Origin of the sequence: Sinorhizobium terangae (genome assembly GCF_009601505.1) — a bacterium.
GTDB classification, from domain to species: Bacteria; Pseudomonadota; Alphaproteobacteria; order Rhizobiales; family Rhizobiaceae; genus Sinorhizobium; species Sinorhizobium terangae.
On the sequence record NZ_WITC01000033.1, the window covers coordinates 1 to 22,814 of the forward strand.

Annotated in this window: 17 protein-coding genes and 4 pseudogenes; 10 read left to right on the top strand and 11 right to left on the bottom strand. The window is 58.1% G+C overall.

All coding sequences use genetic code 11. The annotated features are described in order from the left end of the window. Nucleotides 1–15 precede the first annotated feature (15 nt). The 6 genes from GHK62_RS07540 to GHK62_RS07565 form a co-directional block, all read right to left on the bottom strand. Nucleotides 16–961, bottom strand: a protein-coding gene (locus tag GHK62_RS07540) for an IS630 family transposase (protein ID WP_167528167.1) whose coding sequence is annotated in 2 segments (ribosomal slippage) — nucleotides 16–621 and nucleotides 623–961 — 945 coding nt in all. Because the reading frame shifts where the segments join, the coding sequence is not laid out codon by codon here. A gap of 34 nt (nucleotides 962–995) precedes the next feature. Continuing rightward, nucleotides 996–2,204 (bottom strand): DUF1501 domain-containing protein, encoded by a 1,209-nt coding sequence (locus GHK62_RS07545; RefSeq protein ID WP_234886815.1) that lies wholly within the window; start codon nucleotides 2,202–2,204, stop codon nucleotides 996–998. Further along, nucleotides 2,170–3,546: a DUF1800 domain-containing protein gene (locus tag GHK62_RS07550; RefSeq protein WP_327791065.1), complete on the bottom strand. Its 1,377-nt coding sequence runs from the start codon at nucleotides 3,544–3,546 to the stop codon at nucleotides 2,170–2,172. Before GHK62_RS07550 ends, GHK62_RS07545 begins: the two co-directional genes overlap by 35 nt. Nucleotides 3,547–3,692: 146 nt before the next feature. Further along, nucleotides 3,693–5,039, bottom strand: a complete 1,347-nt coding sequence (locus GHK62_RS07555) for a KpsE/RkpR family capsule polysaccharide export protein (protein WP_153437764.1) — start codon at nucleotides 5,037–5,039, stop codon at nucleotides 3,693–3,695. Continuing rightward, nucleotides 5,040–5,699 carry an ABC transporter ATP-binding protein gene (locus GHK62_RS07560; protein WP_153437766.1) on the bottom strand — a complete coding sequence of 220 codons (660 nt, stop codon included), beginning with the start codon at nucleotides 5,697–5,699 and terminating at the stop codon, nucleotides 5,040–5,042. Beyond that, entirely contained in the window at nucleotides 5,696–6,466 is a 771-nt protein-coding gene (locus GHK62_RS07565) for an ABC transporter permease (protein WP_153437768.1), read from the bottom strand. Before GHK62_RS07565 ends, GHK62_RS07560 begins: the two co-directional genes overlap by 4 nt. Before the next feature lie 1,551 nt (nucleotides 6,467–8,017). On the opposite strand from GHK62_RS07565, the pseudogene GHK62_RS35180 reads away from it, so the two are divergent. Continuing rightward, nucleotides 8,018–8,311 (top strand): annotated as a pseudogene (locus GHK62_RS35180) (transposase); the annotation flags it as partial. A 12-nt stretch (nucleotides 8,312–8,323) separates the two neighbouring features. After that, nucleotides 8,324–9,166 carry an IS1595 family transposase gene (locus GHK62_RS07570; RefSeq protein WP_234886816.1) on the top strand — a complete coding sequence of 281 codons (843 nt, stop codon included), beginning with the start codon at nucleotides 8,324–8,326 and terminating at the stop codon, nucleotides 9,164–9,166. A 79-nt stretch (nucleotides 9,167–9,245) separates the two neighbouring features. Here GHK62_RS07570 and GHK62_RS07575 read toward each other — a convergent pair whose 3' ends face one another. Next, a complete protein-coding gene (locus GHK62_RS07575) occupies nucleotides 9,246–9,698 on the bottom strand; it encodes a hypothetical protein (protein WP_327791064.1) in 453 nt (150 codons plus the stop codon). 109 nt (nucleotides 9,699–9,807) lie between these two features. Continuing rightward, nucleotides 9,808–10,353 (bottom strand): annotated as a pseudogene (locus GHK62_RS07580) (HEPN domain-containing protein); the annotation flags it as partial. A gap of 344 nt (nucleotides 10,354–10,697) precedes the next feature. Here GHK62_RS07580 and GHK62_RS07585 point away from each other — a divergent pair. Continuing rightward, nucleotides 10,698–10,895 carry a hypothetical protein gene (locus GHK62_RS07585; RefSeq protein ID WP_153437772.1) on the top strand — a complete coding sequence of 66 codons (198 nt, stop codon included), beginning with the start codon at nucleotides 10,698–10,700 and terminating at the stop codon, nucleotides 10,893–10,895. Nucleotides 10,896–10,987: 92 nt separating this feature from the next. On the opposite strand, the gene GHK62_RS07590 is transcribed toward GHK62_RS07585, so the two are convergent. After that, nucleotides 10,988–12,298, bottom strand: a complete 1,311-nt coding sequence (locus GHK62_RS07590; RefSeq protein WP_234886817.1) for a calcium-binding protein — start codon at nucleotides 12,296–12,298, stop codon at nucleotides 10,988–10,990. Between the two features lie 447 nt (nucleotides 12,299–12,745). Here GHK62_RS07590 and GHK62_RS07595 point away from each other — a divergent pair, with 447 nt between their 5' ends. Both GHK62_RS07595 and GHK62_RS35380 read left to right on the top strand, forming a co-directional pair. Continuing rightward, nucleotides 12,746–12,913 (top strand): hypothetical protein, encoded by a 168-nt coding sequence (locus tag GHK62_RS07595; protein WP_153437774.1) that lies wholly within the window; start codon nucleotides 12,746–12,748, stop codon nucleotides 12,911–12,913. 508 nt (nucleotides 12,914–13,421) lie between these two features. Continuing rightward, nucleotides 13,422–13,801: pseudogene (locus GHK62_RS35380) on the top strand (ATP dependent DNA ligase); the annotation flags it as partial. Here the strand turns inward: GHK62_RS35380 and GHK62_RS07600 are convergent. Next, entirely contained in the window at nucleotides 13,736–15,337 is a 1,602-nt protein-coding gene (locus GHK62_RS07600; protein ID WP_153437776.1) for a calcium-binding protein, read from the bottom strand. The pseudogene GHK62_RS35380 and the gene GHK62_RS07600 overlap by 66 nt on opposite strands. Before the next feature lie 1,035 nt (nucleotides 15,338–16,372). Between GHK62_RS07600 and GHK62_RS07605 the strand changes: the two genes are divergently transcribed. Continuing rightward, nucleotides 16,373–16,717 (top strand): hypothetical protein, encoded by a 345-nt coding sequence (locus GHK62_RS07605; protein WP_153437778.1) that lies wholly within the window; start codon nucleotides 16,373–16,375, stop codon nucleotides 16,715–16,717. Nucleotides 16,718–16,792: 75 nt separating this feature from the next. Then, complete coding sequence (locus tag GHK62_RS07610; RefSeq protein WP_153437779.1) at nucleotides 16,793–16,993, top strand: hypothetical protein; 201 nt, start codon at nucleotides 16,793–16,795, stop codon at nucleotides 16,991–16,993. Between the two features lie 96 nt (nucleotides 16,994–17,089). Here GHK62_RS07610 and GHK62_RS07615 read toward each other — a convergent pair. Continuing rightward, nucleotides 17,090–17,541, bottom strand: a pseudogene (locus tag GHK62_RS07615) (HEPN domain-containing protein); the annotation flags it as partial. 80 nt (nucleotides 17,542–17,621) lie between these two features. Here GHK62_RS07615 and GHK62_RS33490 point away from each other — a divergent pair. The 3 genes from GHK62_RS33490 to GHK62_RS07635 all read left to right on the top strand — a co-directional run bounded on the left by GHK62_RS33490 (nucleotide 17,622) and on the right by GHK62_RS07635 (nucleotide 22,724). After that, nucleotides 17,622–18,170, top strand: a complete 549-nt coding sequence (locus tag GHK62_RS33490; protein ID WP_167528178.1) for a hypothetical protein — start codon at nucleotides 17,622–17,624, stop codon at nucleotides 18,168–18,170. 115 nt (nucleotides 18,171–18,285) lie between these two features. Beyond that, nucleotides 18,286–22,461 (top strand): colicin E5-related ribonuclease, encoded by a 4,176-nt coding sequence (locus GHK62_RS33495; protein ID WP_167528179.1) that lies wholly within the window; start codon nucleotides 18,286–18,288, stop codon nucleotides 22,459–22,461. Nucleotides 22,462–22,475: 14 nt separating this feature from the next. After that, on the top strand, nucleotides 22,476–22,724 hold the full coding sequence (locus GHK62_RS07635; protein WP_153437781.1) for a hypothetical protein: 249 nt from the start codon (nucleotides 22,476–22,478) through the stop codon (nucleotides 22,722–22,724). Nucleotides 22,725–22,814: the final 90 nt, after the last annotated feature.

Consider the following 22,814-nt stretch of genomic DNA (forward strand, 5'->3'; position numbering starts at 1 on the left):
TAGAGTCTGTCAGACCTACGTTGAAACGTATCCTGCATGCCTGAGATAGGCGGCGCATTCGTGCGGGCTGAACGCCTTGAGAGCTTCGCCGACGCGCCGCCATGTCGCCTCGACGCTACGCTCGTCGGCCTTGCGCAGCAGGGTCTTGAGTTTGGCGAACATCATCTCGATCGGATTGAGGTCGGGGCTGTAGGGCGGCAGGAAGAACAGATGGGCGCCGGCGTCGCGGATGGCGCTGCGCGCCGGCTTGCCCTTGTGGCTGCCGAGATTGTCGAGGATGACGATATCCCCGGGGTTGAGGGTTGGCGCCAGGCATTGCTCGACCCAGGCGGTGAAGGCAATGCCGTTGATCGGGCCGTCGAGCACGAAGGGTGCGACGATGCGGTCGTGACGCAGCCCGGCGAGGAAGGTCAGCGTCTTCCAATGGCCATGCGGTATTCTGGCGATCAGCGGCTGGCCGCGCTGACACCAGCCGCGGCTGCGCGTCATGTTGGTTTTGACCCAGGTTTCGTCAACGAACACCAGGCGGCGCGGATCAAGTCGATGTTGATGGGTCTTCCAGCGGCTTCGGAAGCGCGCCACCTTCGGCCTGTCCTGCTCGCTGGCGATCAGCGTTTTTTTTAAATGTCTTGCCTTCGCGGCGCAGAAACCGCCAAACGGTGTCATGCGAGACATCGATCCCGGCCGCCTTCAGATCGGCGGCAAGCGCCCGCACCGTCCAATCGGTTTTGGCCGCCAGTCGGCGGTGAACCTCATCGGCCGCCGCGCCCCGCAGCATGGGTTTGACATGGCCCCCCATCTTGGCCGGCGCCAAACCGCGGCCGGACCGGTCGAGCTGGCCGATCCGCACCGCCGTCGCCGCCGATATCCCAAAGCGCAAGGCGGCCGCCCGCACCGTCATGCCTCCGGCCAAAGCGGCGGCGACGCGCTGGCGTAAATCAAGAGAAAGAGGTCGCGCCATCATTGCTGGCCTCCTCACCAGCAATGATCTTGAATCACAATCCCAACAAAAAGGGAATCCTGTTTCGATTCAGCTTAACGCTGACCGACTCTAGCGGGCGGTCCGGAAATAGCTTTCGCATGACCAGTTCTGGGTCGAGCCTCAAGCTTTCGGCGGCTGACATGGCGATCAAGGCGTCTAAATCGATCGTGGGGGTAAGATCGCGCCCCTCATAGAGTACATGTGCCGAGAGCCCCGGCCAATCCGATAACACCCTGCCGCCGTTTACTGCGCCACCCAGCAACATGGCAGCTGACGCAGTTCCGTGGTCTGTGCCACCGGTACCATTTGCCCGGGCTGTACGGCCAAACTCCGTCGCAACCATAACTGTTGTGCTATTCCAGACGCCGCTAAGACCGTTGCGTAATGCAGCAATCAATGCGTCGAGACCTTGTAGTTGATTCGATAGGCGAGTCTTTTGTGCGCTGTGCGTGTCCCAACCGTTGGTCTCTATCATGGCGATTCGTGGACCATTCTCGCGTGCAAGAAAGCGCGCGGCAGTACGCCCGACAGCCGCTGAATCTCGCCCAGCCTCCACATCCTTGACGAGGCTATGGGTCTCCATCGCCGTACTCCAAAGCGCGTGCAATTCCGGGTCGGCGTCGTACAAGGCCGCCACCCGCATCAGTAGGTCTTCCGGCGCCTCCGGCAGCGCCGAAGGCTCGTAGGAGATGACTTCCATCTGTCCCCTCAAGGCCAAGGGAACCGTTGGCGCGAAGGCAATCGCCTCATCTCGCGTTTTTGGTAGTAGCGAAGCGAGCCTATTCAGCCAGCCGTCTTTGATCTCATAGGGTTTGTTGCCGCCGCTTTCCAAGACATTCTGTCCATCAAAATGGGAGCGCTCCCGATAGGGCGAGGCGACAGCGTGGATGAACAGCGCTTGTTTCTTAGCATAAAGGCCGGCCATGTGCTTAAGGGAGGGGTGTAACGCGAAAGCGCTGTCGAGCTTGTGCATCGCTGCCGGATCGATCGCAAGATCGCCGCGCAAGCTCGCTAAGGCTGGCTCGCCATATGGAACCACCGTGTCGAGACCATCAGCAGCACCGCGTTGGATGACGAAGACGAAACGCCTGTCAGTTTCAACATTCGCCAGCACAAGTCGGGGAGCGACCAGATATGCGCCAGCGTTTGCAGCCGTGCCACACAGGAATTGCCGACGAGGAATCATGCTATCTCCTTTGAAACTCGGGGGAGACCAGAACAAGGGTAGTTCCTACAATCACCGAGTCGGCGCGGGAGACCTCGGCGAGCGTCCGGTCGGAAAGAGTTCCAGCCTGCAGATTCCGCGCCAATGAGCGTGCGTCGAGCACGTTGGCGGTTAATGCCAACCTTTGCGAGATCTTCACTCTGCGCATAAGCGCATCTGGCGCGACCCAGCTTGCTGCAACATCGTCGTATCCGGCCGGAGAGCGCGGCTGCCAAGCGGGCTGGCCGAGCTGGCGCAGCAGCTGCGCGGCATCTACATTGCCGGGCTCGGTCCAGCCGAGGCCGCGCAAAGCGGAAATTATCCACTCCCAAGGCGTTTTGAACTTCCGAGGCCGAGGATCCCAAGCTTCAGGCATATCGATCAAGGTCCTGTAGACGGACGGGAGATCGCCGCTGGTCTCAAGAAACGATATCTTGAGTTTTTCGACGGCACTGCTCGGTGGATCATCAGCAATGAAGTGACGAGCCAGTTTTGTGGCGAGGTGCGTAGCCGTCGCCTCTGCCTTTGCAAGGTACGCAAGCACCGCGCGGGCCTGTCCGTCGCCATCTTGCGGATAGACTTTGCTGATTATGACGCGCTCGCCTGGTTCGTGCCATTGAGGTTTGAAAAGAAAGCTGCCAGGGCGACCATGTTCGGAGCGGGTGACACTCCATCCAGTGAGGGCGAGCGCAAATTCCGTAACGTCCTTTTGCGTGTAGCCGCTGCGCGCGCCAAGGGTATGCAATTCCAGGATCTCACGAGCGAGATTCTCGTTTACACCTCTTTGTTTCGCTTTTTTAGCTTTCGCGTCGCGCTTGGCGCGACTACTGCCGGGCCCGATAGAACTAACTTGGTCCAGGAATATTTGCATAGCGGGATGCTGCTCGGCGGCAACGAGCATGTCCTCGAAACGCCCCAAAACGTGTGGCCGGATGACCTCGCGTTCGAATGCACCGGCGAGCACCACGAGTTCTGGCTTGTCTGCCGAAATCGCGAAGTGGTTGGACCAGAAATGCACTAGGCGTTCGATGAATGGCGCGCGTGTAACGAGTGCCGAGATCACGCGCATTTCTACCTCGTCACGATAAAGCCGGCGGCCGCGCTTGCGCAGCCTCATGCCGGCAGCCATTCGCGGCGCTTCATCCATGGCACGCAAGTCCTGCCGCGCCCGTGCAAAGTCTGCGAAGATTTCGCTTGCCGACCGAGCGGAAGCAAAGGGCGAGGGCGTCTCCTGATAAAGATTAAACTGATCGAGCAAAAAAGCTCTCGCCTCACTCGGCGGTGCTTCTTCGTAGCGTGCGCCGAGACCGAAGCGGTTCAATGCGATCGACAGATCGGCGGGGCGAGCTTTTGAAACCACGCATCCCTCCATTCTCTTCGTCGCCGCCCTTGACAGCCGTGCTTTATCCTTCGCTTTTGTGCAGCGGATTGGATTAAGGCGCCCGCGCGGCGCAGGGGCCGTTGGACCGCCATCGTCCACGGAAATCGACAGCCGTTTCTTGTCGATTATGCGCGATCCCGAACATTGTAGTAGGCCATCACGCCAATGCCCCAAGCAAATATCAGCCCGAGGGTTACGAGCAAGGTGTTGAGCAGTCGGCTCGGGTATTGCGCCAATTCGGAGAGCGTTGGCTCGATGAAAAGCGCGAGATAGCGCTGACGGTTGTTCGCTTCAATACGGGCCTTTTCTAGAGAGCTCAATGCCGCCGTGTAGGCGCGCTCGGCAAATTCGCGCTCGGTTTCCAACTCCTCGAACTCCGCGATGCGCCCAGCGACGTCGGGCGAATTGACTTCCATCGCGGCTGCGTCTCGTCCTTCTCCTGCGCCCAGCCGCTGACGCTCAATGGCGAGTTGCTGCTCCAAGCTCTCGATGCGTGTTTTTAGGACCCGGATCCGCGGTGTATCTTCGCGCATCTGGCTTTTCGCCGTCGCGAGATCAGCGTTCAACTGCGTCAGCTGCTGCTCGAGCGAACCGATTAACTGGACGGCGAGCTTTGCTCCCTCTACCGGGTTGATTTCCTGTGATTTGTCGCGATAGTCGCGTAAAGCGGCACGCGCCTTGACGAGACGCGCTTCCCCCGCCAATACCTCGTCCTGCGCTGCTCTCAGCACGTCGTTGCGTGCCGAAAGTGATAAGCTATTCACGAGGCTGTCGCTCTGATTGACGATGAATTCAGCGATCGCCTGCGCCCGCTTCGGGTCGAAGGCCTTGACAGTCACCTGCATGATGCCGGAGGCGTGGTCGAAGTTGACGCTGACCATATCCCGCCAATATTCGAGCTTGTCCTCGATCGGAAGGCCGGACCCGATGCCATAGAAAAAATCGAGGCCGCGGGTGGTGTAGGTATCCTCCAAATTGAACTTGCGGTCGGCTACTGCAACCATCCGCTCGCTAAGGATGTAATCCATGAGGATGTAGCTGTCGGAGACCGTGCTGCCGCCGGAAGCTTGGGTAAACATGCCGAGGATGTCGCTAGAAACGCCGCCTTCAACGCTGCGCACGGCGAAGGATGCGGAGCTATGATATTGGTCGGCGGCGATGAACGCCATATAGATGGAAGCTAGTGTTGCAGGCAGGGCGACAAGCCCGAGGAAAGAGATGCCGATGATGGCGTGGCGCAAACGCACCTGCATCTTGAGCCAGCTAGGGCGCCAGCGCGTGTGTTCGACGGGTTCAACCGTGTAGAGTCGCTCTGGAAGCGGAATGACCGGCGCGCTGTGCTTGCCGAGAAGTCCTTCGAGAACGGCTATGCCCTTGCTTTTGGTGCCGCCTTTGGCGGCGGGCGGGGCATCGTTGTCGGCGGCCTGCGCGGAACCAGACCTGTTGACCGCGGCGTCTCTGCTGACCGCCATTTAATTCCCCTTCATATTGTTGTCGTGCGCGCGGATGGCGTCCTCGACATCCTCATAATAGGTCAGCTTGCCCTTTTCCAGCACGACGCCGCAGTCACAATAATCGCGGATCGTGCGCGTGCTGTGCGAAACCATAACCACATCGGAATCTTGAAGCTTGGTCTCGAAAACTGTCTGACACTTCTTCTTAAAATTTGCGTCACCAACCGCCGTGATTTCATCGACAAGATAATAGTCGAAGTTGACGCCCATGCTCAAGCCGAAGGCGAGACGCGCCTTCATGCCAGAGGAATAGGTGCCGACTGGTGCCTTGAAGAAGGGACCAAGTTCGGCGAAATCCTCTACGTAGTTGATCAGTTGCTCGGTATCGACGCCATAGATCCGGGCGACGAAGCGCACGTTCTGCTCTCCTGTCATCGAACCCTGGAAGCTGCCTTGAAAGCCGAGCGGCCAGGAGATCTTACCGCGTCGGATGATTCGGCCTTTGTCGAGCTTGATCGCGCCGGCGATCAATCTCAAGAGCGTCGATTTGCCGGCTCCGTTGCGGCCGAGCAGGCCGACACTCTTGCCCCTGTTAAGGGTGAGCGAGGCGTCCTCAATGATCGGCTTCTTGATGCCTTTGGTGCGGGCATATTTCGTCGCCTGCTCAAACCGGATCATTCGTTTCTCAGTGTCTTTTTGGAAAGGGTGAACACAAGCATTCCGACAAACAATGTCAGAAATGCGAATCCATATAAGTAATTCATATCGAGGCCGATCGCCCGATATTCAGGATAGAAACCCCGACGGAAGCCCATGATGATGTGCACCAAAGGGTTGAGCAGCACAAGATCATGGTAGGGCGCCGGGATCGAATCCGGCAAGAAGAATACCCCAGAGATAAGGAAGAGCGGGCGGTTGAGGATACTGAACACCTGTTCGTAGAGCGGATACTTCAAAAACAGTACGCAGTTGACCATCGCCACCCCGAGACCGCAAAGGCACGCCATCGCCACCGCTTCGAGGATGGCCGGCCAATGTAGGCTCGTCTCCACCCGCATGGTTGCAACGATCGTACCAAGGACGACGAAGGCAACAAGTGATGTCGTTCCCACCTGGAGGACGAAGCGCGCGACGACCGTGTCGATCGGCGCGACATTCGGGTAGCTGAGCAGAGTCCTGTTTGCTCTGACGGCGCTGTTCAGATAGCTGGTCATCGCTTGGTAGAACTGGAAGGCGATATAACCTGTTGCGAAAAACAGGGCAAAGCTCGTGCCGAGCGCAGGTACGCGGGCGATTGCGCGGAAAATCAGCGTCATCAGCAGGATATGGGCCGCAGGGTCAAGCAGTGCCCACACGTACCCACCGGGTTTTGATCCAAAACGAGTGGACATTTCCCGGACCAACAGGGCGCCAACAACACGGAAATGTGTGGAAAAATAGCTCATTTTAGTCACCCGAACGGATAGAGAAGAAGCCCCATCATCCTAAGCCTCCATTCCGGACAGGTGGTGGAAAAGCGAAGAGATCTCCTGACGCCGGCGAGGTCTTCATTGCCGACGCGGCGCGCGACGGGTGCAACTATACCGGTCAACAGGACGCCATCCGAATTCGTCGGTGAGCTCCCAACTCGAATAGAAGGGACAGCCGAACTGCAGGTCTTCGGTGGGAAAAGTATATGACTTTCCCCAGGGTCCTGGCTCGACGCGGTCAACAAGGTCATTATCCGCTCACGCAAGCTTCGTACAGCTAAACAAATATATTATTGTTGGCAGGGCGCCAAGCCTCTGTGGCCGGTGGGTCATTCTCAGCCGATCTTCATCAGCCGCCCACCGTGTTCGCCCCGACATTGTTCGTCGACCCTCACTGCAGATAGGGCCTTCGGAGCCATCTTCGAGCCTGCTGTTGCGGATTATGTTGTGTTGAGCGAAGTCAAGATTGCTGCTGCCGAAGCGGGCAGCAGGCGCGTCGGAGCAGTAGCTGCGGTTTCCGTTGCGGGAGTTCAGCCAGACAGCCGGTTCGGCGAGCAAAGCCGATCGTGATCTGATTGAACTCACGTTTCTGATGGCGGCTGATGCCACCTCTCCTCAGCCGCGATAGACAAATATTCCGCCATTCCGTTCGAAGGTATGGTTGGCAGTCCTGTTATGCCGAACCGTCGATGGAACGCGCCGATTCGGAGGGCGGCGCCGTATGATATCTCAGCCATGCGGATGGGAACCACAGACTTTGAAGCGCCAAGTGGAGGCTACACTCGCCTTGGGGCCTATCGCGGTCACTGCAAGTTTGCGGAATTATGTAGCAAATGCCACAAGGTTGAAATGCTCCATTGGACTTCGCAACTGATGCGAGTATAGGTGCATTTGTTGATGAATATGCATGTTGGTAGACTTTATGGTTTCCCCTACGTTTGTGCACCTGAACCTCAATTGGAATGCCGAACCCAATGCGCCTGCCCCTGAGGTTCGCACCTCCGGTTCCACGGTCGAATTGCGGTTCCGATTGAACACTTGGAAACCGGGAGACGGCCACCAGAATGTTGGATTTCTCACGTTCAAGGGGTGCCGAGTGTGGCGACTTGGCCCAACGAACGACGAGGGCTGGTTTTTGGGCCAATGCCGCTACAGCGGACAGGCCCCAGAATGGGGCGAATTCTATGAATTGAAAGGGAATGATCCCTTTAGGGACGCGCCTGATGACTGGCAGGTGCCTTCTTGTCCCGGTGACGGTGAAAGGCACTACCTGTTTTATCTTCGCGATGAAACCTTCGAATGTATTGCGAGCGGATGGGCTTTTCGGGGTTAGGCAGCCAAATCCCGCGAACCGGCCAAAGGTGAGAATAGTAAGCCGGGGCAACAATCCGAGCCTCGTTAACCATGTAAAGGCCGAGCGATCGACTCTCTTCAGCCCGCCTGGTATGAACGGGCATGATTACGAGAGCGACACGAATAGCCCGCTGATCCCGACGCCTTCCGAGGCGGCGTATCGGCATTCGTTCGTTGTCCCGAGGTGATCATGCTCCGCACCAACCTTCCGATCCTGGCTCCCAACGCCTACGACCCCTTCGAAGAAGAGGCCCGGAGGTTGGAAATACGAGCGTTGCCGGCCAGCACTTCCTGCTGACGAAGAAGGCCCGAAACGTCGATCCGTCGGCCGTCTGGGGGCTGGGTGAGGACGAGGCATATGGCCTGTTCTGCAGCTTCCGCTGGTCAGCAAACGGCGGCCAGCCGTTCTGCCCTGCCTGTGGCGATGTCGAACCATACAGCATTCGCCGCCGTCGCTTCCGTTGCTCGGAAGGTGATTGCATGCGCGAGTTCTCGGTGACGTCGGGTACCGTATTCCACTCCCGCAAACTCTCCTTCAAGAAGCTCCTGATGGCAATCTGGGAGGAGGTGACGGCCGTCAAGGGGCTTGCGGCCCTGCACCTGACGCGCAAGCTCGGCGTCGAGTACAAGACCGCTTGGGTGCTGCTGGCGAAGATCAGGGAGGCGATCGGCAAGCGCCGGGCGAAGATGAAACTTTGGGGCTCCGTCCAGATCGACGGCAAGTACATCGGCGGGCACATCAAGCCCGAGAACAAGAAGGAAGATCGCATCGACCGCCGCCGCAAGGAGAACCAGAACGGCAAGAGAATGTGCGTTCTCTCCCTCCGCGAACACAATCCCGATGCGCCGAACCGCACGATCACCCGCGTCGTCTCCGACGAAAACCCCAAGGCGGCATGGGCGGCTGTCCGCGACCACATCCAGCCAAAGTCGGTGCTCACGGCAGACGAACACGGCTCCTACGACGACTTTGTCGGGCTGGCGATCCTGCGGCGGGTGAACCACAGCCAAGCCTATCAGACCGAGGACGGGACCGACACGAACCGGATCGAGAGCTTCTTTGCCCGCGCAGAGCGCTCCTACGTCGGCATTCACCACCGCTTCTCGGTGAAGTACCTGGACTGGTACATGGCTATGGTCGCGTGGAAAGAGGACACCCGCTACATGGGGCTGCGCTGGCAGCTCGCGGACGTGCTGCGGACGGTGACGCATCGCACGACGTCGGAGAACCTCTGCGGATACTGGCAGGGCGCGGCGGAGCGCATCGAAGACCAGGTGTGGAGCGAAGACACGACGGTCGAGAAGCAGCGTTATCTCCGCTGACGGCCGACGTAGACGCTGGGAGATAATCAAAAGGAGATAGCGATGAAGGTCGGAACTGAAGAAGGTCTTTGACCTTGGACTACCTGGCGATCTCCCAGAGACGCCGCCGTCCGTCGGGAGCGCCTGACGACCGAACCAGCCCCGCCTGTTCCATCCGTTCGAGCAGGCCGGAGAACCTCCCTGCCAGGTTTGGGCGAATCTCGTCGATCTCAGCGCCAAAACCCTCGCGTTCGGCAAACTGTTTCGACAGATCACCTGCAAGGATCGGCTCTTCCGCATCGCGAAGAAGCTCGAGAACGCCGCGGCGGACATCACGGCCCCTGAGAAGGTCGGTCACGCGGCGACCAGGGGTCGATCGATCTTTCCTTCTCGGCTGCTGAGAATGCCCAGGCGTTGCACTGGGATCGAAGACCTTGATCACGGTCGCGAAAGCGGCCTTTTGCGCTTCCAAGACGAGCGCCTCGGCCTTGATCTCCTCAAGTCTGGCCTCCAGTTCAGCCAGCTTTTCCTTCAGTTCTTCGACGACCGACACCATACAATCCAACTCCATCGACAGAGCTGGAGGTAACAATTTTTGCAGTCGGAATCTTGTGGCATTTGCTACCTAATTCCGCAAGTTTGTGGGACCGCGACGGACAGCATCAATTGACATCCACAGCCCGCTCCAGGTTCACCAATCGTTCCTTGCAGATGGTTTCAACAAGCCGGTGAAGGTGCCGGATTCGTTCGAGGATCCAGGCGAGCGCTTCCTCGGTGATCTCGAAATGTTTCGAGTAACGCGCCTTCACATAGGCCTCGTTGAGTATGTTGTACCAGGCGGTAAAGCGGTGTTGGTCACGCGGCCACGCCTCGACGAGCCGGCGATCGTGATCCTCGGCAAGCCCGCGGAGGAATTTCAAGTTGTGCGACGGTGGGCTGTAGTTGGTAAGCGTTAGGAGCACGCACGAATACGCCGTTTCGACTGCTTGGTGGAGCAGAAAGGCGGCGAGGGCGAGATTGGATTTGTCTTGGTAAAAACGACCACCATCAACGAAATCCTTCGCATTCGCGAAATGTCTCTCGAAATGCTCCCGTGCCACCCTGAGTGCGTCGGCCGGAGACAGCCGTCTCGGCTCGGCCAGCCGGCGATCATCGAGCTCGTAGAGCACGATGCCTTCGCGGCGGATGTCGACAGAGAAATATTGCCCGGCTTGTATGGCGTCCTGCTGATGATCGCACTCTGCTTCGCCGGCAGTTGGGTCCTGGCCTCTCTGGCCTCCGCAATATTCTGACTGAGCGCTCTAAAATGATCTACTTTAGACGGCTCCACCATGCCACTTATCAGGCACGAAGGCTGTGGGTGGAAGTGGTTGGAAGCGGTTGCCGGCGCTCAGCGCCGGAAACATAGTTTCGGCGAGCGTCGACGTCTAAAAAATTGGCGGATGTAAATTCTCGCGGACTAAAAATCACAATCCCACAGCATATTTGGGGGAGTAGGATTTCTATTTACCTTTCAAGGCATAACATCCCTGAACCACTTGGGGAGGGGGATATGAGACTCGCATTCAGTTTATTACTTGCCGCAATTGGTATTTCGTTTTTGCTGCCAAGCGACGGCTATAAGGCAGCCTTCTTTATCGCATGCGCGCCCTTTGCATACTTTCTCACAAAGGAAACATCGATTGAGCCTCAGCGCGCGTTTGCAGGCACGGATCAAGCAACCAGCGATGACGACGATTACACCACCTGAGCGTGCGTAGGCAGAAGTCCTGCTTAGCGGGCTCAGTCCGATGGCAATAAAAACCCCACCGAAGCGGGTTTGATCTCGCGCATGCCGTCCGGTCAGAGGATGAAATAGTCCTTCGTCAGAGTCACGGCGTCATCCAGATGGATCTTGAGATCGACGACCTTGTCGCCGTTCACGTCCGCGTAAATGTAGGTGTCGGATGCCAGCTGTTCGTAGCGCAGCTGTCCCGCGCTTCCGTTGAACGCAGCCGTCCCCACAAAGGAGAATGCCTGATTTCCCGTCAGTTTCGTGCTTGCGTCGATCGCCGAGAGATCGATCTTGTCCTGCTCGCTTAAATTGAAGTCGAAGATCGTATCGAACGTCGAGTTGGACGATTCAGAAATGGCCTGGAAGATGTGTCTGTCGGCGCCGAGACCACCGTAAAGGCTGTCGGCTCCTCCGCCACCATAGAGCCAGTCATTGCCCGAGCCCGCGGCGATGATGTCGTTGCCGCCGCCGCCAGTCATGCCATTCGCACCTGCGGTGCCGAACAGCTGGTCGGCGAAATTGGAGCCGATCAGATTTTCGACCAACGAGTAGCTGTCACCCTTCGCGTCCCCAGTGTTACTGCTCGGGCTGCTAAGTTTGGCGATAACGCCGGCCGCAGCGTTGGCATACGACGCGGCATCGGTTCCATTGCCGCCGATGAGCTGGTCGCCGCCGGCACCTCCGATCAACGCATCGTTGCCATCGCCACCATTTAGAGTGTTGGCGGCCGAGCTCCCGAAGAGCACGTCATTGAAACGCGAGCCGAGCAGATTCTCAATGGCGATGTAGGTGTCACCCTTGGCATCGTTGGTATTGATCGATGGCGCGATGAGACTTGCGGTAACCCCAACCGCAGCAGTGGAGTAAGAGGCAGTATCGAAGCCGGCGCCGCCTTCCAATCGGTCCTGGCCAACACCGCCGATGAGTGTATCGTTGCCGGCGTAGCCGAGGAGGACATCGTTTCCGCCGTTGCCGTTGATAGTGTCGTTGCCATCGTAGGCATATAGGAGATCGGCCAGATTGCCGCCAGAGATCGAATCGTTGCCTTTCAAGATTTCGATGATCACACCAGCATCATCGGTTGTGCTGTAGGTCCGCGCAGCCGCGGCGATCTTGGTGGCGGCGATACTCCCGCCTTCCACATAGAACAGCCGCTGGCCGTTGTAGAAGGCAGCATAGCTCGTCACTGTCCCGGCGATCGGCTCCCCGTAGGCGTTGTAAGCGAACCCACTGCCACGAAACTCCTCCACCGTCCCATCGCCGTAGTCGACGCGGAAGAGTGTCCCAGATTGCACGTATGAATAGCCATAATAGATCGAGCTGAAATCAAAGGCGCTCATATTGAGCGAATAGTTTGACACAACAGTGATTTTCGCCATGCATGCCCCCATACCTAACGGTTCAAGGCATAAAACAGTTTTAAGTTGTAGGCAATGACCTCTCCTGCTTAGCTCGGCAATTGCGGATCAGAGCCAACAGTGATGGACGCTCCAGGAGCGCTCGCTAAGTGGCCCACTTTTTGATAGTCATGGCTTTTAGTCCACCAATTCACGTTGAAGTTGATCATTTTAAAGTTGAATAGAATAAAATATTAATGAAACTTTTGGCTGCAGTTTTCCTGCCATGCGGTTAGACATACCGCACTTCACAACTAATGGGGCGGGAGGGCTGCGTGAGGCTTGTGCTACATATCGGCACTGATAAAGACCGGGACCGCATCGATACAAGAGACGCTGACCGCATTGCGCGGGTTCTTGTCAGAGCGAAAAATCCTCTATCCGGAGATTTTCGCCGATTGATTCCACATCGGGATTTCTGCTTATGCGATGGACGACACCCGCATTGATGGCACGAAGCAGACACTAGCCCTCACGAACCCTGAAGAAATCCCGGCTTTCCGGCAGCACGTTGACGAGCAATTTCGCGCCGAGATCGAGCCAGGCAAGCCGGACTCAGATGAATATCTCCGGAGCGCCTCTATTCCGGACAGGTGATCTTGACGGCGAGCACCAGTGGATCGGCCATAACCATCCGTTCCCGACGTATCATGAGATGGACGACCTGATTGCGGATCCATCATCCGAATCAGAGGCAAGACGAGGGTCACTCAACCTGTACCACTTCAGATCAAAATGGCCGACCTCCAGAGGCCGCCAATGACGGTGTCAAATGTCGAGGCGGAGAAATCGGACCACTCTTCTCCGTCGACAAACTCCTTCGAGCCCCGTCTCATGGCTAAACCGCCATCAGCACTGCCAGCGGGATTGACCACGCCGCAGTTAGGCCGATGATGATGGCGATCAGTTCCTTCATAAGAAAGCGCTCAAGGTGGCGTCGACGGTTGCTCATCGTATGTTCCTTCGTCCGCTACTTTCGTTGTGAAGGTAGCCACAAGAAGGTCTTACGAACAGTTATAATCTACTAAAACCGTGGTGTTACTGTGGAAAGATTGTCCGCCCGCGGCAGGTTGTGCTCGTTGTGGCGGTAGAGGCTCCCGCTCGAATCGTCGGCTATGAGCCGTCGACCAGCTTGGCGCGATCGGGCGCCTGCTGCTAGCGGCAAGAAAATGCGAGGTCTCGTCTATGTCGGCCGCTGCGGGACCGGCTGGAGCCATCAGGAATCCATCGAGCTGCGCGAGCTACTCGATGCCATCAGGACCGAAAAAGTTAGCGGTGTCGCTACGGCGCAAGGGCGCTGTAGTCGTGCGCCCCGTGCTCAGGACAGCAAACTGGGTCTCCGCACGTTGCCAGCTTGGAGTGTTGGTTCGTGCCCAAGGCTGTTCAAGCCAGCGGCCGTTGCTCCGCTCGACATTACGCCTAGACAATGAAGAAATCGGCGGCAGTCATCCCGATATTCAGGCTGACCGTCGCGAAATGAATTGAACCACCGGCCGCGTTCCCATTGCTGTCGTAGAATAATCTGCCGGTATCACTCTCATAGATGATCCTGTCATTGGCGTCAGCCGCGAGCCCGGTCGTGTTATTGACGAACTGCGCTGCCGTCAGGGCCCCGGTACCGACGATGGCTGTGAAGACCGCATTTTCCAACCGGATCGTGTCGTCCGCGACGTTGAAGCCATTGATCGTGTCAACATTCGTCGTGGCATTTAGCGCAGTGTTGAAGAAGAATGTATCCAAGCCAGTGGAGCCAGTCAGGCTATCGTTACCGAGTCCGCCATTGATCAGGTCGTTTCCGGCACCACCGTTGAGACTGTTGTTGCCGGCGTTTCCCGTCAAAGCATTGTTCAAGGTGTTCCCGGCGCCGTTTATGTTGGCGGTTCCAAGCAGAGCGAGATGTTCGACGCCGCCAAAAACGACAGGCGCGCTACTCAAGCTGAAAGATATCGACGAGCGAACCGTATCTGTCCCGGAGCCGTTGTCTCCATTCTCGTCGATGACGTCACCAGTGTTGTCCACGAAATAGGTATCGTTTCCTTGTCCGCCACGCATTTGATCGGCGCCGCCGGCGCCATTCAGTGAATCGTTGCCTCCGTGGCCTCTGAGAAAATTTGAAACAGCATTGCCAACGATAGTGTCTGCGAAATCCGTCCCGCGCACATTCTCGATGCTCGTCAAGGTATCCTGCGCGCCGAACCCGTCTTTGGCGACGCCGGTCGTGAGATTCACGTTGACGCCGAAATCGCCGCCCCTGTTGACGTCCCTATGATATCGGACTGTGTCGATACCGCCGCCACCGTTGATCGTGTCCCTTCCGCCGAGCCCCATAAAATCTTCGCCTGACGCGGAACCCACAAACGTATCGGCAAACTGTGTGCCCCGAAACTCCTCGAAATTGCTGAACGTCTCGGAAAAGCCGTAAGGGTCGATCACCGTGCCGGTGGATGCATTTAGATTGACGCCGCGGAAAGCGGATGGGGTGAAATACGCATCGTCGAAGCTGAGGATGTCAAAGCCAGCGCCGCCATTATATGTGTCATCTCCATCGCCGCCGGATACGAAATCATCACCGCCGTTGCCGTTCAAGACGTCATTGCCGCCGCGGCCCTGGATCGAGTCGTTCCCGGCAGAACCATGGACCGTGTCAGCATTGTTCAGAAGCCACCCCTCCAGCCCGAATCTATCAAATCCCGTGGCGGCGTTTTGAAACAGTTCGAGCGACAGGCTCAGGCCGCTGATCGTCTGGACGAGCGTTCCATTGTGTTGCAGCAACTGGATGGAAGAGATCGTCCCGCCAATTGGATAGCCGCTGGCGTCGAAGGCGAACCCTGTGCCGAAAAGCTCTAATCTCAGACCATTCCCGAGCCCGAAAAGAACCTGCGTGCTGGTCGCGCTGATACGCGTTGCCGTGTGCATGTCGACCAATTCACCGAATGACCCGTTGTAGTCGAATCCCGCAATCGGTGGGTTGTACTGGTTGGGATATATCCCGCCTGGAAAGGAGTAGGTAACCGTAGCCATGTTTCCCCCATGCCGGGACGTGCCCAGCTCAACTATAGTTGTGCAGGATAGGTGGAAGTTTGCTTGGTTCGGTAGTCTATTTTAGACTATTCAGATTATCAGCAAGCGAGAGTTTTGTCACATCACCCGTTTGGGTAGATGGTGGTCCTCGCTGTGCGATATAGCCCCATCGGTCGGCTCGACAAATCAACGGCCCGTGGCATCGTTACGCTCCAAGGTTGCTGGCAACCAATTGTGCCCGCGCTGTAGTTTCTCTCCCGCGGGCTCCCCTTTGTCTTTAGCCGGTCAATCTCTCCGCCAGCATGTCAGCTTCGCGTCAATTGTCCCTACGAAGTGGTTGTCTAGCTCTGGCCAAGAAAAACAGAACCCATCGGCTCGCTAACCGAGACTTCGGATGTGCGCCAGCTTGAAAATCACGCCCCCGGCTAGCGATGGTCGTGAAGCAGGCGACCGAAGCGGCGACGTCGATGCGGGTAGTTGAGAAACGCTTAGCAGCCTCGCTGCCAACATGCCGTCACTCGCGAATACTTCGGAGAATCGAGGCGAGCCAGAAAGAGGGCAGGCATAGCGCGGCGCCTGTCGAGGGCGGTGCGCGTTAGTGAAGCCTGTCCCGGGGCTCAAAAGACGAAAAATTGGGCGACTGAAACTGAAAGTGACAATCCTGCAGACAGAATGGCGAATTGCACAGACTTGCCGCTACCGTTGCCATCCGCGGTATAAAACAGTTTGCGGGATTCGCGACGCGCTAAACGAATCCTGGGGGATGATTGGCAACCGACTCCAACTGTCACGCTTTAGCGCGAGGCGCCGCGTAGTATGCCTTCCACGCACCACTAAAAAATAATGCCTTCCAACCCCAAAAGGTGGATGGACAAGTTCCGCGATATTTTGCTGTTCTGAGCACTCAGTGGTTGCTGTGCGGGGAAGACATGACGCGATACATGACGTCTGATTTTATCGGTTCTGGGATTCAGGTAACGGTTGGCGCTTATTCGAACGCCATCGCTCTTGGCGAAAGCCTTTACGTGAAGGCGGGTGTCCTCATCGGACGCACCGACGGCGGGGGGCGCCGATTACACGGTTTATTCACTAAATGCCGGTGATGCCACCGTCTACGGCACGATTTTCAACGACACCGGCATCGCATTTCAGATCGGCGATCCGTCGGATTCATATTTAGGTGTCCAGAAGCTCACCGTCGGGGAAACTGGACTTATAGAAAGTCTGAACGGTATCGCAGTTTGCTTCAATAGTTACGCTGACGTTAGGAACCATGGCGAAGTACCGGGGCATCAGGGACTGCTTATCGGAAGAACAGGCACTCAGAACCTGGGAATAAGCACGGTGCACAACGCCGGCGTAATTTACGCCGGCAGCTAAGTATTGGGGTGCTTCCAAGCGATCGTCAGAGACTCCGGTTCAATCGAGGACATTCACATCGTCAATGACGGATTGATGTCGTCAAAGATCGGCTCAACCATCGGCGTCGCCGATTATGCCTGGCGCTACGGAATGAATGCTCGGGACTTTGTCACCAATATTGGCAAGATGATCGGAGACGTTCGCTTGGGCGCCGGCGACGATGTCTTTGATGGGCAGCGCGGGCTCATGGAAGCTCGAGCATTCTCTCAAATGGGGCGTAAGACCGATGATTGATGTCAGGCGAAATGCTTATACTCACCACGGGGCGTCGCTATATCGGCTGACCGCCCTCTGATTCGTGATGCCGACCACGCCGGCTCAGCGGTCCCTCTATTTTACCTTCTCGCCGAGATCCGCTAGTCGCGTTGCGCAGACCTCCTCTACTAATCGGTGAAGATGTTCAGTCCGCTCAAGAAGCCATCTGAGCGCTTCTTCGGTGATCTCGAAGTGCTTAGAATAGCGCGCTTTCACATACGCCTCGTTGAGGATGTTGTACCAAGCGGTATAGCGGTGTTGATCGCGTGGCCAAACCTCGACCAAGCGGCGGTCACGGTCTTCCGCAAGGCCTCGCAGGAACTTCAAATTGTGCGAGGGCGGGCTGTGATTAGTCAGGGTGAGAAGCAGACGGGAATACGCAGACTCGACGGACTGATGAAGTTCGAACGCAGCTAAGTTCAAGTCCCCTCGGCAAGATAGAACTTAGCACCTTTGGCAAACGAAGTCGCATATCTGAAGACCCTTTCAAAATGCTCCCTCGCCACCCTTAGCGCTTCGGCTGGGGTATGAGGCACGGCCGGACTTCATCATCGCCGCCAATGGCCATTCAATCTCGAAGACGACGAAGCGGATCAAAACGATCGTCGTGAAGACCGGTGCGGCCGAGTCGGCCGGTTATACGCTCGCTTATGATCAGGCGCCGCTGAGCCAGGCATCACGGCTCATCTCGGTGCAGCACTTCGGCAGTGATCTCGTCCTCGATGCGGCCAACACGATCACCGGCGGCACCGCGCTGCCGAAGACCACTTTCGACTACAACGATGCGAGCGGTACCGGCTTTACCAACGTCAAGACGATCGCCGGGCTGGTGGGGGCGCCCTATCAGCGGCGGAAGTTCGGATACACGATAGACGACCACTACGGACCGCTCGAGAGACGCTACAGAACCTTCTGGGTGCCTGCGGTTTACCAAAACCGGGGACAGCTTTGCCATCGACGTCAACGATTGTCTCGCTGCCGACACGGCTTCGAACGCGGTTACGGATACGCGCCTCAAGAGTCTCTGTGGCAATGGCTCGAGCTATGCCATCGACTGGGAAGGCGATGGTCGCGACGGCCTCACGTCGTTCGGCAAGGGCCATGGCAACTTCTACGGCGACGCTCGCGCTCAGAGGATTGGCGCCAGCGGCATTAATAATGGCGGTGTTCCGGTCACTCTCACCGTCAACCAGAACGGCGTCAGTGAGACGCCCACCATCGGGATCGTCAAATGCGGCTCCACCCTCCAATGCGGCCGGAACTGGGTGGCCTTGGATCTTAACGGCGACGGCCTCGACGATCTCGTCAATCTCTATTTCGGTCGCAGCGACGGCGATCAGGCCGACGGCTTCATCTCGATCTACCTGTTCACCGGCGACCGGCTGGTGCCATGGAATCAACGGCTTCCCGTCGACGACCTTGAGCTATTCAGCGCGCCTTTCGTCTCCGACGTGGACAGCGACGGCAAGGCCGAGCTCGGGCTCGGACGGAACAAGGACGCTCTCAAGGCGAACTTCGCCAACAGTCGCTGGGCGCTGTTCCGCATGCAGCAATCGCAGGCCGGCAATGTCTTTGCCATCCAGGATCTCGGGACATCGACGAGCCTGGTACTGGCTGGCGACTTCAATGGAGACGGCCAAACCGACCTGCTTGCGGCCCCTTCGACGCCAGGGCGTCCAGCCGCCCCGTGGGGCGAAGAGGACACGTACAGGGATAATCCCCTCGACGACCCCGATTACGGTACGTTGCTGTTCGATCATTTCAACTCGACCCCATACCGCATCCTTTACGGCAGCGCGTCTGGCGGACCGGCTAACCTATTGAACACGGTAACGAACGAAAATGGTGGGCAGGTGAAGGCGGCTTACCGTCCGTCGACGGCCTACACGAACAAGTTCCTGCCCTACGTACTGCCGACCGTCGCCTCCATTGCTAATCTCGATGGTCGCGGCCAGACGGCGACGACCGCCTACAGCTACGCCAACGGCTATTACGACCCGAGCCGCCGGCGCTTCCTCGGCTTCGGCACGGTGACGAAGAGCCTTCCAAAGATTGCCGGTGAGACAGCATCGCCGGTTGTAAGAACGACGTATGTCCAGTCGATCGCCGCGATCGGTCTGCCGTCGAAGACCGAATATCTCGACGACGATGGCGTCGTGCGCCGGACGGTTACTGAGACCTATGCGTTCAACACGGCGACGCTGCCCTATTCAGCCCTGAACACCGCGACGACCACGACCCGCACAGAAGGTGCAGATACCCGCACGCTCAAGACGACGCGCAGCTTCGACGCATGGGGCAACATCACCGCCGAGATCGACCATGGCCGCACCGACAAGGAAGGCGACGAGGTGCTGGTCGACACGGATTACACCGTCAACACCGCCGAATACATCATGTCTCTGCCGCACCTGCAGCGCACCTACGACGGTGTCGATCTGACCGGCACGCTGTTGAAGCAGACGCAGTTCTTCTACGACGCTCAGGCTTATGCCACAGCGCCCTCCAAGGGCAGCCTGACCACCAGGCGCGATTTTACGACGGCGAGTGCTTATCAGACTTCGACCTTTAGCTACGATCCCGCCAACGGCAACCGGCTGACGGCGACGATCAGCGGCGACGAGACGACGACGTGGGTCTACGACAGCGCCTATCGCCTCTATGTCGTCAAGGAGACCAACCCGGTCGGCCACGTCACCACCTTCGCGCCGAATGCCGCCTGCGGCGCACCGGCATCGAAGACCGATCCGAACGGCGTCGTCACGACTTACACATACGATGTCTTCTGCCGGCCAACGCTCGCGGAGAACGAGGTCACGGGTTCCTATATCAAGACGAGCTATGTCGCTTTCGGCGATCTGGCAAACCAACGCATCGTCACCACGACCGGCCGGGCGAATTCCACTGGTACGGCCGATGAGGCGCAATATTTCGACGGCCTCGGCCGCGTCTGGCGTGTCTTGACCGCCGGCGACGGCAGCGCGCCGACCTCCTATGTCGACACCGAATATGACGTCCGCGGCAACAAGGCGAGGGTCAGTCTGCCCTATGAGGCGGCACAGACGCCCTATTGGTCCACCACGTCCTTCGACTGGGCAAACCGCCCGTTGAAGATCACGAACCCGGACACGACGGCGAAAAGCTTCTATTACGCTCTGCCGGATACGGTAGGCGCGTCCGGCAACGTTGCCTACGAATACAGCCGTGTCATCGATGAAGAGGGTGGCTACCTCTACACCTACAAGTCCACTGCGGGCGACACGATCGCCGTCTGGCAGCGAACCGCAGCGGCTGCGGATGGAACTTATGTCAGCCGCTATCTCTTCGGTGCGACGTTCGATGGTGCGCACCGGATGGTCGCAGCGCGCGATGCCGCCGGCTCGATCTGGAGCTACAGCTACGACCTGATGGGCAATCGCCTGATCGCCGACGATCCGGATCTCGGCAAATGGCTCTATGTCTATGACGACGCGAGCCGGCTGATCCGCCAGACCGACGCCCGCGGCAAGGTGACGACGATCAGCTATGACAAGCTCGGCCGGCCGCTGAAGACCGCCGCGTATGACGATCTCGCGAACGCGACGGCCGGAACCAACAGCACCCTTCTTTCGCAGAACACTTATGACGCGGCGGAGGTCGGCTACTACAACAAGGGTCAGCTCACCAGCGCCGCCAACGGCAGCGCGTCGCAGCTCTTCGACTATAATGCCGATGGCCTTTTGCAGAGGAAGATCGTCAAGATAGATGGGGTCGAGCACATCGAGCAGACCGGCTACGACAAGGGCCGCCTGCCGCTATGGAAAGACTATGGCCCCGACGCGGAGGCGCTCGATGTCGGCACCAGCGCCAGCAAGTGGGTCTACAACCGCAAGCACCAGCTCTACGCTATCCCCGGCTATGTCAAAGCCGTCGAGTACGAACCGGATGGCCAAACCTCGTCAATCACTTACATCAACAATGTGAAGACGACGTTTGCCTATTCGCCGACGCGGCGCTGGCTGACGAGCTTCAAGACGCAGCTCATTCCCGCCGACGGCAGCGCAGCGGTCACCATCGTCGACGGCTCCTACGGCCGCGACAAGACCGGCCGCATCACCTCGGTCAACGCCAGCGGCACGGGGAACGACTGGACCTACGACTATGACGGCTTCGGTCGCCTTGCAGGCGTCACCCATGCCGGCAATCCCGAGTCTGCCTATTCGGAGGACTTCAGCTATTACACCAACGACAACCTGAGGAGCCGCACGCGGCTCGCCGGCGGCTTCGTCTATCCGGCCGCAACCGCCGACCGGCCGCACGCACCGCTCTCCCTGAATGGCGTCGCCTTCAGCTACGACGCGAATGGCAATCTGCTGTCCGACGGCGAGCGGAGCTTCACCTACGATCGTACCAACCGCGTTTCGGAGGTGGTCAATGGCAGTGGGGCCACCGTAACGCTCGCCTATGGCCCCGACGGCGCGCGGGCGAAGAAGAGCTGGCCGCTCGGCACGACGCTCTATCCGGACGCCAATGTCGAATGGGACCCGGCGAAGCAGACGTTCACCCGCTATCCGCACATGGACATCCGCGTCGTCGGCAACACGAAGTACTTCCTGCACCGCGACCATCTGTCCTCGGTCAGGGCTGTTACCGACATCAACGGCACCGTCGTCGAGAGGACCGCCTACGCCGCCTTTGGCGAGGCGACCAACAAGTCAATGACGACGCAGAAGAACTATGTCGGCGAGCGCTTCGACCCGGAAACTGGGCTGATGTACCTCAACGCCCGCTACATGGACCCGAAGTTCGGCCGGTTCATCTCGCCGGATGATTGGAACCCCACGCTGGCGGGCGTCGGCACCAATCGCTACGCCTATGCCGGAAACGATCCGGTGAACAACAGCGATCCGAATGGACACGTCTACAGTGGCACCGAGACCAAGTACGACCCGCGCTCGGAGCGTTCCGAGAAGCTAGAGCGGGACGAGATCGCCGAGCACGATGCGGCGCAGCGGCCGCAGCAGAAGGCGCGCGAGTCGTTCGAGGCGGCGGAGAACGATCGTGAGAAGGAGGGCATCACCGATCTTGACGATCAAGCCAGGGAATACAGGCCGAATTCCTTGTCTGGCGGGGAAACGGGCGGCTTCGAGTTCCACGGGATCGCTCCAGGTGGCGGCGCTGGCGCAGGGGGCAAAGCGCGGGTTGCGAACCAAATTGCACCCAAGATTGAAAGGCAAATGGGGCCGCGCGGTTGGGATCGCGCCGCCATTGATGACACTATTGCGCATCCAGAGCGGACTGTCATAACTCGAGACACCCGACATAATCCGCAAACTGGCAACCGGAATGATGATCCGGCAACCGCCTACGTCAACGCAGATGGCAGTTATGTCGTGAGGAATGATCGAACAGGGGACGTTGTCCAAATCTCAGATCGCACTGATCCAAATTGGAAGTCTCCTTTTTAGCGAGGTACTAGCGGATGGAAACTGATTATCTGACCATGGCTGAAGCTCTTCAGTTTATTCACGAATGTGAGCGACGAAACGCATTCATATATGGAATCGAGAGGTTCACCCGCGAGAGTGGCATGAATGTACCTGATTTGGACGGCATTGCAGATTTCTCATCGTTGCCGTCGCAGGATGTGCAGAAGTCAATTTCATCCGCCCGGGATTTCTTGGCATCTTTCGGAAGATCAAAGGAGGAGCGCTTTAAGATTGTTTCCTAACCGCGCAGCTATGGGGGCGTGGCCTTCAGCTACGATGCCAACGGCAACCTTCTTTCGGACGGCGCGCGCAGTTTCACCCACGACCGCGCC